The sequence below is a fragment of the Streptomyces sp. NBC_00370 genome, assembly GCF_036084755.1.
Classification (GTDB): domain Bacteria; phylum Actinomycetota; class Actinomycetes; order Streptomycetales; family Streptomycetaceae; genus Streptomyces.
In genome coordinates this window covers 6202901-6215323 of sequence record NZ_CP107968.1, presented here as the reverse complement: position 1 = coordinate 6215323, position 12423 = coordinate 6202901, and the positions used below count along the sequence as shown (strand labels likewise).

Annotated in this window: 7 protein-coding genes; 2 read left to right on the top strand and 5 right to left on the bottom strand. The window is 72.3% G+C overall.

The features are described 5' to 3' along the window. Window positions 1–52 precede the first annotated feature (52 nt). The 4 genes from OHS57_RS27850 to OHS57_RS27835 all read right to left on the bottom strand — a co-directional run bounded on the left by OHS57_RS27850 (window position 53) and on the right by OHS57_RS27835 (window position 7854). The gene (locus OHS57_RS27850; RefSeq protein ID WP_328583673.1) at window positions 53–2008 is read right to left on the bottom strand and encodes an acyl-CoA dehydrogenase family protein; all 1956 of its coding nucleotides are present in this window, start codon (window positions 2006–2008) and stop codon (window positions 53–55) included. 127 nt (window positions 2009–2135) lie between these two features. Next, window positions 2136–3581, bottom strand: a complete 1446-nt coding sequence (locus tag OHS57_RS27845; protein ID WP_328583672.1) for an aldehyde dehydrogenase family protein — start codon at window positions 3579–3581, stop codon at window positions 2136–2138. A gap of 385 nt (window positions 3582–3966) precedes the next feature. Beyond that, window positions 3967–5544, bottom strand: coding sequence for a PucR family transcriptional regulator (locus OHS57_RS27840; RefSeq protein WP_328583671.1), 1578 nt, complete (start codon window positions 5542–5544; stop codon window positions 3967–3969). A gap of 123 nt (window positions 5545–5667) precedes the next feature. Next, window positions 5668–7854, bottom strand: coding sequence for an ATP-binding protein (locus OHS57_RS27835; RefSeq protein ID WP_443042982.1), 2187 nt, complete (start codon window positions 7852–7854; stop codon window positions 5668–5670). Window positions 7855–8176: 322 nt separating this feature from the next. Here OHS57_RS27835 and gabT point away from each other — a divergent pair, with 322 nt between their 5' ends. Next, window positions 8177–9511, top strand: a complete 1335-nt coding sequence (gene gabT, locus OHS57_RS27830) for a 4-aminobutyrate--2-oxoglutarate transaminase (protein ID WP_328583669.1) — start codon at window positions 8177–8179, stop codon at window positions 9509–9511. Window positions 9512–9941: 430 nt separating this feature from the next. Beyond that, window positions 9942–10517, top strand: a complete 576-nt coding sequence (locus tag OHS57_RS27825) for a phosphatase PAP2 family protein (protein ID WP_328583668.1) — start codon at window positions 9942–9944, stop codon at window positions 10515–10517. Here the strand turns inward: OHS57_RS27825 and OHS57_RS27820 are convergent. Then, window positions 10471–12300 carry a chitinase gene (locus tag OHS57_RS27820; protein WP_328585185.1) on the bottom strand — a complete coding sequence of 610 codons (1830 nt, stop codon included), beginning with the start codon at window positions 12298–12300 and terminating at the stop codon, window positions 10471–10473. The two genes, OHS57_RS27825 and OHS57_RS27820, sit on opposite strands and share 47 nt — an antisense overlap. Between the last annotated feature and the right edge of the window lie 123 nt (window positions 12301–12423).

The following is a 12423-nucleotide window of genomic DNA, read 5'->3' as shown; positions in this document are numbered from 1 at the left end:
GCCCGCGCGGGAACGGATCCCGCGCGGGCGTCTGATCGGGTTGCCCGGGTGGCTACTTGATCGGGCGGTGGACGTTGTCGCGCTTGGAGGGGCCCGGGGTCGCGTCGGCGATCCAGGGGCCTTCGCCGCTCGCGTCGACGACGCCCTCCTCCAGCCAGGTGTACGTGCCGGACAGGACGCCGTCCACGACCTTGTGGTCGATGTCGTCCGTGTTGGACCACAGGCGGCCGAACAGCTCCTCGACGCGGATCCTGGACTGCCGGCAGAAGGCGTCGGCCAGTTGGTACGCCTCGCGGCCGTGGTCGCCGCTCGTGCGGAGCAGTTCGGCCCGTACGCAGGCGGCGCTCATCGCGAACAGTTCGGCGCCGATGTCGACGATCCGGCCGAGGAAGCCCTGCTTGGTCTCCATCCGGCCCTGCCAGCGCGACATGGCGTAGAAGGTGGAGCGGGCCAGTTTGCGGGAGCCGCGTTCCACGTAGCGCAGGTGCGCCGCCAGGTCGGGGTGGCCGGCGTGGTGGAACTCGCCGTACGAGTTGGGCAGTTGACCCGGGCCGGCAACCAGCTTCGGCAGCCAGCGGGCGTAGAACTTGCCCGCCTGCGCGCCCGCCTTCGCCTTGTCGGAGAGGGACTTGTCCGGGTCGATGATGTCGCCGGCCACCGCGAGGTGGGCGTCGACGGCCTCGCGGGCGATCAGCAGGTGCATGATCTCCGTCGAGCCTTCGAAGATGCGGTTGATCCGCATGTCGCGGAGCATCTGCTCGGCGGGCACGGGGCGTTCGCCGCGGGCCGCCAGCGAGTCGGCCGTCTCGAAGCCGCGGCCACCGCGGATCTGGACCAGCTCGTCGGCCATCCGCCAGCCCATCTCGGAGCCGTACAGCTTGGCCAGGGCCGCCTCGATACGGATGTCGTTGCGGTTCTCGTCGGCCATCTGCGACGACAGGTCGACCACGGCCTCCAGCGCGAACGTCGTCGCCGCGATGAAGGAGATCTTCTCGCCCACCGCCTCGTGCTTGGCGACGGGCCTGCCCCACTGCTCACGCTCGGCGGACCACTCGCGGGCGATCTTCAGACACCACTTGCCCGAGCCGACGCACATCGCGGGCAGCGAGAGCCGCCCGGTGTTCAGCGTCGTCAGGGCGATCTTGAGACCGGCGCCCTCGGGGCCGATCCGGTTCGCCGCGGGGACCCGGACCTGGTGGAAGCGGGTCACGCCGTTCTCCAGGCCGCGCAGGCCCATGAACGCGTTGCGGTGCTCGACCGTGATGCCCGGCGAGTCCGCCTCGACGATGAACGCCGAGATACCGCCCTTGTGGCCCTTGGACTTCGGCACCCGCGCCATCACCACGAGCAGGTCGGCGACGACGCCGTTGGTCGTCCACAGCTTGACGCCGTCCAGCACGTAGTCGTCGCCGTCCGGGACGGCGGACGTCGCCAGCCTGGCCGGGTCCGAGCCGACGTCGGGCTCGGTCAGCAGGAAGGCCGAGATGTCCGTGCGGGCCAGCCTCGGCAGGAAGGCGTCCTTCTGCTCCTGGCTGCCGAACTGTTTGAGCGGCTGCGGTACGCCGATCGACTGATGCGCGGAGAGCAGCGCGCCGATCGCGGGGTTCGCCGAGCCGACCAGCGCCAGGGCCTTGTTGTAGTACACCTGGGTGAGACCGAGACCGCCGTACTTGGTGTCGATCTTCATGCCGAGCGCGCCGAGTTCCTTGAGGCCGTTGATGACCTCGTCCGGGATCTTGGCCTCGCGCTCGATGAGCGCGCCGTCGACCTTCTCCTCGCAGAACGTCCGCAGCTTGGCCAGGAACGCCTCACCGCGCCGTACGTCCTCCTGTGCGGGCATCGGGTGCGGATGGATGAGGTCGAGGCGGAAGCGGCCGAGGAACATCTCCTTGGCGAAGCTGGGCTTGCGCCAGCCCTGCTCACGGGCTTCCTCGGCGACCTGCCGTGCCTCACGCTCGGAGACCTTGGGCTGGCCCTGGGGTGCGGATGCGGTGGATGGGGCGGACATCAGAACTCACCTCGCCACGAAGTCGGGTGCGACACTGCGTACCGGCCGGTACTACTCGTCCGTATCTACCCGATTCCCCGCACCCGCACCAGTCGTGGGCCGACCAATCAATGCGGCCCCGGCAGCGCTACAGGGCGAGGCCCGTCAATACCATGACCCGCTCGTACGTGTAGTCGTCCATCGCGAACCGCACGCCCTCGCGGCCGACGCCGGACATCTTGGCGCCGCCGTACGGCATCTGGTCCGCGCGGTACGAGGGGACGTCGCCGATGATCACGCCGCCGACCTCCAGAGTGCGGTGCGCGCGGAAGGCGGCCTGCACGTCGTGCGTGAACACGCCCGCCTGGAGGCCGTACTTCGAGTCGTTGACGGCGTCGAACGCCTCGCTCTCGCCGTCGACGCGCCGCAGGGTCAGTACGGGCCCGAAGACCTCCTCGCAGGAGATGGTCACGTCGCCGGGGACGTCGGCGAGCACGGTGGGCGCGTACGAGGCGCCGTCCCGCTTCCCGCCGGCCAGCAGCCGCGCCCCGCCCCGTACGGCCTCGTCCACCCACGCCTCGACCCGCTTGGCCGCGTCCTCGCTGACGAGCGGGCCCACGTCCGTGGCGTCGTCGGCGGGGTCACCGGTGACCTGCGCCCCGACCGCGGCGACGATCTTCGGCACGAGCCGGTCGTACACCGAGGCGTCGGCGATGACCCGCTGCACGGAGATGCAGGACTGGCCGCCCTGGTAGTTCGAGAACGTGGCGATCCGGCTCGCGGCCCAGTCCAGGTCCTGCTCGCTCGCGTAGTCGGCGAGGACGACGGCCGCGCCGTTGCCGCCGAGTTCGAGGGTGAGGTGCTTGCGCGGGACGGAGTCCATGATCGCGAAGCCGACCTTGTCGGAACCGGTGAACGAGATCACCGGCAGCCGCTCGTCCTGGACGAGCGCGGGCATCCGGTCGTTCGCCACGGGCAGCACCGACCAGGACCCGGCGGGCAGCTCGGTCTCGGCGAGCAGCTCCCCGATGAGCAGCCCGGACAGCGGGGTCGCTGGGGCGGGCTTGAGGATGATCGGCGACCCGACGGCGATGGCCGGGGCGATCTTGTGCGCGCACAGGTTGAGCGGGAAGTTGAACGGCGCGATGCCGAGGACGACGCCCTTGGGGAAACGCCGCGTCAGCGCGAGCCGCCCCGCGCCGCCGGCATCGGTGTCGAGGCGCTGCGCCTCACCCCCGTTGAACCGGCGGGCCTCCTCGGCGGCGAACCGGAACACGGACACGGCCCGCCCGACCTCGCCCCTGGCCCACTTCATGGGCTTGCCATTCTCGTCGGAGATCAGCCGGGCGATCTCCTCGGTCCGCTCGACGAGCCGACGCGACACGTGGTCGAGGGCGGCGGCGCGTACGTGCGCGGGCGTGGCGGCGAACTCGCCGACCACCCCGTGCGCGGCGGCGACGGCCTCCTCGACCTGCGCGTCGGTCGGCACGGCGACGGTCCCGACGAGCCGGCCGTCCCAGGGGGAGGTGACGTCGAAGGTGTCCTGCCCGGTGGCCTGGCGGCCGGCGAGCCAGAAGGCGTGGGTGGAGGTCATGGCGAGTCCCGGCCCTTCAGAACGGTGGGGTGGAGCTGTCTCGCACCACGGTAGGGGGGAGGGGGTGGGAGGTCGTTTGTCCGGGGTGGAGTGGTGGCGGTGGGGGGACGCGACGGTTTGTATGTGTGCCGGCGGGTGTGCTTGGGGCGTTGCCTGCGGCGCCGTTCCCCAGTCCCGCCCCTTCCCGAAACCGGGGGCAAGCCCCCGGACCCCCGGACCCCCAGCCGCTTGGGCTGCGCCCGGTGCGGCGGGGCGGGACGCAGGGACGACGCCCCGGCGCCGCGCCCGCCGCGCGGCCGGCAGGCCGGACCGGGGTCCGGGGCCTGCCCCGGGTTCGTGAAGGGGCGGGGCTGGGGAACAAGCTCGCCGCAGGCGACGCGGAGCGCTACGACGGCGACGGCTCCGCCGTCTTCAGGGCCAGCCACAGTTCCATCCGGACATCCGGATCGTCCAGCGAGCGCCCCAGAATCTCCTCCACCCGCCGCATCCGGTAGCGCAGCGTATGACGATGCACCCCCAGGTCCGCCGCCGCCGCGTCCCACTGGCCGTGGTGGGACAGCCAGGCGCGCAGCGACGCCGCCAGGTCGCCGCGGCCCTTCGCGTCGTGTTCGTACAGCGGGCGCAGCATGCCGTCGGCGAAGGCGCGCACCGCGTCGTCGGCGAGGAGGGGGAGGATCGAGCCCGCCGCCAGTTCCTCGTGTTCGACCAGGGCGCGGCCACGGCGGCGGGCGACCGAGAGGGCCTGTTCGGCCTGCTTGTACGCGCCGGCCGCTGCGATGGGGCCCGTCGGGGCCGAGAGGCCGATGGCCACTCCGGCCTCTTCCGACTCGCGCGCAGCGTACGCCACGGCGGCCGTGACCACCGGGCCGCCGTCGACGGCCAGGACGACCAAGCGTTCGTCGCCTTCCGGCACGACCAGGATCGCCTCGGCCGCGCGTGAGGCGGTGGCTTCCAGGGCTTCGGCCAGTACTTCCAGCGGGTGGTCGGTCTCCCGGTCCTGTCCCGCCGCGGCGTCCGCGCTCTCCGCGACCAGCAGCCGGAACGGCGCGTCCAGCAGCTCCCCGTACAGGTCGCCGGCCACGGCGCGCGCGTGGTCCGGCTGGCCGGAGAGCAGCATGCGCAGCACGGCGGCGCCGAGTCGCTGCTCGGCCTCCTGCAAGGCGCGGGAGCGTTCCGTGGTGAGGGTCAGCAGGGCGACCGCCGAGTGGACCGCGTACCGCTCGGCCGTGCCGGGCGCCGCCGCCGTGCCGACGGCCAGCACGCCCCGTACGCGGCGCCCGGTGCCCAGGGACTGGAGTTCCACCCGGTCGTCCGTGTCGACGGCGTCGCCGCCGACCACCTGGGACGCGGGGGCGGGCCGCTCCCCCAGCCTGGCCACGTCGGAGGTCAGCCGGGCGGCCCGTCTGGCCGCCCACTCGGGGGCTGCGGCGACGACGGCGCCCGACGTGTCGTACAGCGCCGCCCAGCCGTCGACGTGCGCGGCGAGCCGGGCCAGCAGCGCCGCCGGGCCTTCGGTGAGCGCGGCGTTCGTCAGCTCGCGCTGGATCTCGAAGCCGGCGCTCACCGCGTGGTACTGGTCAGCGGCGATCGCCTGCGAGACCGCCTTGCTGATCGCCAGGAACGCCGTGCGCCGGGGGACGCCGAGCAGCGGCAGCCCCTCGCTGCGCGCCGCCTCGACCAGCGCGTCCGGGATGTCCTCGTAGTTGACGCCGACGGCGAAGCCGAGCCCGGCCACCCCGGCGCCGACCAGCCGCCGTACGTAGCGCCGCATCGCGGCGGGGTCCTCGGCGTCGAGAGTGGTCGCCGTGACGAGCAGCAGCTCCCCGCCCTCCATGTACGGCACGGGGTCGGCCAGCTCGCTGGCGTGCACCCAGCGCACAGGGGTCTGCAGCCGGTCCTCCCCGGCGCGCACGGTGAGCTTGAGCGCCGAGTGCTGGACGAGCGATGCGAGCGTGGGCGGCATGGCGGAACCGTAGGGCTTTCAGCAGCGGGCGGGTGGAGACGGAGAAGTCGTCAGACCAATCTGGCCGTCCCGTATGAACGGCCACTGCCGATTCTGCCAGGTTGTCCGAAGCCCGTCCCGGTCTCAGTGCCGCAAATCCACCAGCAGCGGTGGCGCGTGCTCGCCATCGACCGTCCGCAGCGACAGCACCGCGTGCCCCGCCGGCACCGCGTGCGCCAGGTCGGAGGCCGACCACCGCTCGCGCTCGACCTGCCGGACGGTCACGCCCTCCGTGGTCACCGCCTTGCCGCTGACCAGCTTCCGGAAGGAGTGGATGGCGCGGGTCAGCGGCTGGTCGGCGAAGACCGTGCGCTGCGTGACGTCGCGGGTCTCCACCCACTCCGTGCCCCATGCCTCGGCGAACCGCTTGCCGTCCCACGTCGTGATGCCGGCGAAGGCCATCCGGCAGCCGACGGCGCCGAGCAGCGCCGTGTGCAGCGTCTCCGGTACGTCGTCGAGCGTGCGCAGGGTGAGTACGGCCCCGGCGTTGACGGACCGCAGCCGCTGCACGCCGCGTAGCGTCTCGGGGGTGAGGGTGCGGGTCGCGTCGTCGAGGACGAGACAGGCGAACAGCGAGTGGTCGGCCCTGACCGCCGCGTTCGCGGTGAACTGGGCGAGCACCAGCCGGGCCAGCAGCCGCGACGCCTCGGCGTGCCCGCGCTCCGGCAGGTCGATACGGACCCGCAGCGGGTGTTCCAGGGCGCGCAGCGAGAACGGCCTGGTCCGGCCGCTGGTGTCGAAGAATCCGGCGAAGGCGGGCCGGTCGAGCAGCGCGATCCGGTCGGCGAGCGCACGGCCGGGGTCCCCGGGCGCGCCTGCCTGCCGCTCGCGTCCTTCGAGCTCCCGGCGCATGGCGTGGTGCCCGTCGGCTTCGAGGGCTTCGCGGAGCGTGGCGATCGCCGTCGGCACCCCGTCGAGCAGTTCGCGCAGTTCGGGGACGGCGGGCAGCCGGCCGTACGCGGCGCGGAACGGGCCGAGCAGCTGCGCGAGCACGGTGGTGGCCCGCCTGCTGTCGGTGTCGGTGAGGTCGCCGACGAGCCCTTCGGCGAGGACGGACGCCGCCTCGTCGGGGTCGTTGGTGCCGCCGTACAGGTCGAGGTCGTACACGGACTGCGGGTCGCCGAGCTTGACCACCACGTCGTACGCGTCGTCGGGCCCGAGCGGGGTGCCGGTGGCGCACACGGCGACGACGGCGGCCTGCCCGGCGAGCGCCTGGAGGGCCAGCGATTCGACGACGGGCCTGACCAGGGCCTGTGTCTTGCCCGCTCCCGGCGGACCGACGGCGAGCAGCGAGGTCCCGAGGAGCTGGGGTTCCAGCGCGATGCCGGTGCCCCGCCTGCCGTAAGGGTTGCGCTCGCCGTCCTGGACGGTGCCGAGCCTGACCTGCCGGACGAACAGATCGTGCCGCGCCGCCCTGACGGGCAGGTCGCGCTTGCCGGACGGATGGACGCAGGCGGCGGCGCCGCCGGTCCGTACGGCGTCGGTGAACGCGGGCAGCCGGGTCGGGTCGACCCGCACGGAGTGCCAGGCGCGCCGGATACGGACGTAGTCGACGTCGTTCATCCGGCCCTCGCGCACCTCGGCGGCGAGCCGCGCCGCGCTGTCGCCCAGGCCAGCTGCCCGCAGCTCGGGCCACTCGGCGAGGTCGTCCTCGGGCCCGGGCGGCGGCGCGGCGACGACGGGCGGCGGGGTGTCGGCGCGGTGTCCGAGGACGCGCTTGGCGAGTTCCGGCCAGCGGCCGAGGCGTCCGAAGACGACGGCGAGGATGCCGATGACGAGCGCGTAGTAGATCCAGGCGGCGGCGGGTGCGACGGATGTGCTGCTGCCGTCCCACCACGAGTCGGGGGTGAAGACGACCAGCGGCCAGAGCCAGAAGCTGCCCAGGTAGCGGTTCCAGAGCAGTGACCAGAGCAGCACACCCACGAGCAGCGAGATCAGCGCGCCGCTCACCAGCTGCCGCAGCGGCGTCCGCTCCGGTTCCACCGCCGGCCTCGGCCGGTGGCCGTACGTCCATGTGCCCGGGGCGTCCGAGAGGCGTGGCATGTGCAGCCAGTCGCGGAGCGTCGGGCCCGTGGCCGGGGCGTGCTCCGGGGCCGGGGGCGTGCCGAACGGGGCCGAGCGTGGCATGGGCGGTGGCCCCGCAGGTGGTCCCGCCGGAGGCCCCGCGTACGACGGTCCCGGCGGGCCCGCCGGCCGGGGCACGGGAGTGGCGCGAGTGTCGCGTGAGTCGCGCGCGCCGCCCCGCGGGTCGTGCGTGCCGTCGGTGTTCATGAACCCCTGCCCCCTGACCAGCCAGGTCCGCTCTGTGCCACCGTCAATCTAGTGCCCTCGCACGGGTAGTTCACCGTCCCACGCGTACGGGGGTGTTACCGAACTCCCGCGCCGACCGGCCGCCGACGCGCCGGTGCCCGAGCACCGACCGGCCGCCGACCGGCCGCGAACGCGCCGCCGACCGACTGTACGCGGCGGACAACGACACGCGCGCACCACTACCGATCGGAGCATGACCGCTCCGCTCCCCCGCATCTAGCCTGCGAAGAAAGGCAACCCGAGCCCCCAGACAGGCAACCGAAGCACCCCTCAGGAGCCCCTCATGACCGCAATCCCGCAGGAGCGCCGTCTCGTCACCGCCGTCCCCGGTCCCAAGTCGCTGGAGTTGCAGGCGCGCCGTACGGCCACGGTGGCCGGCGGGGTGGGGTCCACGATGCCCGTCTTCGCCGCCCGCGCCGGTGGCGGGGTGCTGGAGGACGTGGACGGCAACCGGTTCATCGACTTCGGCTCCGGCATCGCCGTGACGACGGTGGGGGCCAGCGCCGAGGCCGTCGTGCGCCGGGCCACCGCCCAGCTCGCCGACTTCACCCACACCTGTTTCATGATCACCCCGTACGAGGGGTACGTCGCCGTCTGCGAGCAGCTCGCCGAGCTGACCCCCGGCGACCACGCCAAGAAGTCCGCCCTGTTCAACTCGGGCGCCGAGGCCGTCGAGAACGCGGTGAAGATCGCCCGCTCGTACACCAAGCGCCAGGCGGTCGTCGTCTTCGACCACGGCTACCACGGCCGTACCAACCTGACGATGGCGCTGACCGCGAAGAACATGCCGTACAAGAACGGCTTCGGTCCGTTCGCGCCCGAGATCTACCGGGTGCCGGTGGCGTACGGCTACCGCTGGCCGACCGGGCCCGAGAACTGCGGCCCCGAGGCGTCCGCGCAGGCCATCGACCAGATCAGCAAGCAGATCGGCGCCGAGAACGTCGCCGCGATCATCATCGAGCCGGTGCTCGGCGAGGGCGGCTTCATCGAGCCGGCGAAGGGCTTCCTGCCGGCGCTGGCGAAGTTCGCGAAGGACAACGGGATCGTCTTCGTCGCCGACGAGATCCAGTCGGGCTTCTGCCGCACCGGCCAGTGGTTCGCCTGCGAGGACGAGGGCATCGTCCCCGACCTGATCACCACGGCGAAGGGCATCGCGGGCGGCCTGCCGCTCGCCGCCGTCACCGGGCGCGCCGAGATCATGGACGCGGCGCACTCGGGCGGCCTCGGCGGTACGTACGGCGGCAACCCGGTGGCCTGCGCCGCCGCGCTGGGATCCATCGAGACGATGCGCGAGCTGGACCTGCCGGCGAAGGCCCGCCGGATCGAGGAGATCATGAAGGCCCGGCTCGCGACGCTGCGCGAGAAGTACGACATCGTCGGCGACGTACGCGGCCGCGGCGCGATGATCGCGATCGAGCTGGTGAAGGACCGGGAGTCGAAGGAGCCGGCGGCCGAGGCCACGGCGGCGCTCGCGAAGGCCTGTCAGCAGGCCGGGCTGCTGGTGCTGACCTGTGGCACGTACGGCAACGTGCTGCGTTTCCTGCCGCCGCTGGTGATCGGCGAGGACCTGCTGAACGAGGGCCTGGACATCATCGAGCAGGCGTTCGCCGGGCTCTGAGCGAGCTGTGAGCCAGCCCTGAGCGGGTTCCGGGCGGGCTCGGCGCCAGGCGGGCGCCGGGCCGGTGGTGGAGTCCTGTGAAGAACGTGTGCGGGGCCGATGGCGGGATGCGTGTGACGCTGTCGGTCCCCGCACCCCTGCCGTACGGTTTCCGTAGATGAGAGAAACACCCCGCTCGCAGGGGACTGCGGGCAACCCCAGGGCGGAGCGTCCCCAGCGCCGCTTTGGTCGTGCCTTCGCGCACACCACTGGAGCTTCGGGCTCCAGGCATCCTCATGGATCGGACGGCCGACCGCCCCAAACCCCCCGGGGCGAGCGGCACGCCGAACCTTCCGGCCGTCTTGGAGCTACCCCCCCTGCTCCAGGGCGGCCGTCTCTCGTGCCCCGGCTTCTCGGGCCCCTGTTTCCGCCGGCCCTCCTCTGCTGCGCCGTGCTCTTCGCGCTCATCACCTGGGCCGCCGCCGTCGGCGGTCCCGTCCGCAGGGCCGACGAGCGGCTTGAGCTCCATCTCGTGGGCCACGGACCACGGCAGTTCACCGAGGTCCTCGCCGATCTGGGTTCCATGCCCGTCGCCCTGCCCGTCCTCGCCCTCGCGCTGCTCTACGCGCTCGTCCGGGGCCACCGGTGGCAGGCGCTGGCCGGCGCGGTGACGATGGTGCTCGTTCCCGCGCTGGTCGTGCCGCTCAAGCTCTGGATCGACCGGCCGGGGCCGCTCACCGAGGCGACCGGCTACTACCCGTCGGGCCATACGGCGACGGCGATGGTCGCGTACGGGACGGCCGCCGTCGTCCTCGCCCCCTTCGCCGGCGCCCGCAGAACGGCGCCCGTCGCCGTGCTGCTCACGGTGGCGACGGGCGCCGGACTTCTGCTGCGTGGCTACCACTGGCCGCTGGACGTCCTCGGCAGTGTCGCCCTGTGCGGGGTGTTGCTCCTGCTGCTGGCGCGGGTGGTGCGGATGATCAGCCGAAGTACGCGTCGAAGTTCTTCGAGAACTCCCGCTGGTTGAAGTTGTCCCAGTTGACCGACCAGGTCATCAGGCCGCGCAGCCCCGGCCAGGTGCCGTGCGTCTGGTACGTGCCGCAGTCGGTCTTCTTCGTCAGGCAGTTGAGTGCCTTGTTCACCTCACCCGGCGCCGTGAAGCCGCCGCCCGCGTTGACCGAGGCGGGCAGGCCGACCGCGATCTGGTCGGGGCGCAGGGCCGGGAACATCTTGCTGGTGTCACCCGCCACCGGGAAGCCGGTGAGCATCATGTCGGTCATCGCGATGTGGAAGTCCGCCGCGCCCATGGTGTGGTACTGGTTGTCGAGGCCCATGATCGGGCCCGAGTTGTAGTCCTGGACGTGCAGCAGCGTCAGGCTGTCCCGCAGTGCGTAGATCACCGGGAGATAGGCGCCGGCGCGCGGGTCCTGGCCGCCGAAGGGGCCCGAGCCGTAGAACTGGTAGCCGAGCTGGACGAAGAACGTCTCCGGGGCCATCGTCAGGACGAACTTCTCGCCGTACTTGGCCTTGAGCGTCTTGAGCGCCGAGATCAGATTGACGACGACCGGCGTCGTGGGACTGCGGAAGTCGGTGTCGCCGGTGTTGAGCGAGAGGGAGTGGCCCTCGAAGTCGATGTCGAGGCCGTCCAGACCGTACTCGTCAATGATCTTGGAGACGGACGAGACGAACGTGTCGCGCGCGGCCGTCGTGGTCAGCTGGACCTGGCCGTTGGCGCCGCCGATGGAGATCAGGACCTTCTTGCCCGCCGCCTGCTTGGCCTTGATGGCTGCCTTGAAGTCCGCCGCCGACTCGACGTTCGGGCATTCGCTCGCCGGGCAGAGGCTGAAGCGGATGTCGCCGGACGTCACCGAGGTGGGTTCGCCGAAGGCGAGGTCGATCACGTCCCACGAGTCGGGTACGTCCGCCATCCGGATGTAGCCCGAGCCGTTGGCGAAGCTGGAGTGCAGATAGCCGACGAGCGCGTGCTCCGGCAGGTCTCCGCCGCCGGTCCCGCCGCTGCCGCCCGATGCGGACGTGGTCGCCGTGACGGTGGACGAGAGCGCGGAGGCACCGCTCGCGTTGGTCGCCGCCACCTGGAAGCCGTACGCGGTGGAGGGGTTGAGCCCGCCGACGGTCGCCGACGTGGCGGCCGTGTCGAGGACCTTGGTGCCGCCCCGGTAGACGCTGTAGCCGGTGGCGCCCTGGACGGCCGACCAGGAGAGGGAGACCGAGGAGGCGCTGACGCCGGTCGACTTGAGGCCGGTGGGCACGGCCGGCGGCTGGACGGGGGCGCCGCCGGGGCCGACGAGGCTGAGGTCGTCCACGTAGTACGCGCCGGTGCCGTACCAGCCGTTGGTGTAGACGGTCACCGACGTGGTGCCGGGGCCGGTGGTGAAGCTGGTGGTGAGCTTCTGCCAGTCGGGGGCCGACTGGGTCCAGGTGGACACGTCCGTGGTGCCGGTCCCGGACGCCCCGAGGTAGACGTAGCTGCCCCGGACGTACGCGCTCAGGGTGTAGGCGGACCCGGGCTTGACGGTCACGGTCTGGGAGCACTTGGCGTTGTCGCTGCCGGCGGGGGTCGCCTTGAGCGCGCCGCTGCCCGCGTGGACGGGCGTGGTGACGGCCGCGCCGCTGCCCGCCGTACAGCTCCAGCCGGTGATGCCGGCTTCGAAGGTGCCGTTGCGCGCGATGTCGGTGTCGGCGGCCTGCGCCGTCTGCGCCGCCGCGGCGAGTCCGCCGGCGGCGAGGGCGGCTGTCGCGAGGACGGCCACCAGTCTTCGGAACGGGGTACGGCGTCTCGTGCGTTCCACAACTGCCACAACTGCCTCCGGGCATGGGGGAAATGGGGGTGGCGGGGCGCGCACAACATGGTCCAGACCAATTGGTGTTGTCAAGACCTCTGGCAGGACCGGGGTCCGCGCGGGGCTTCGCAC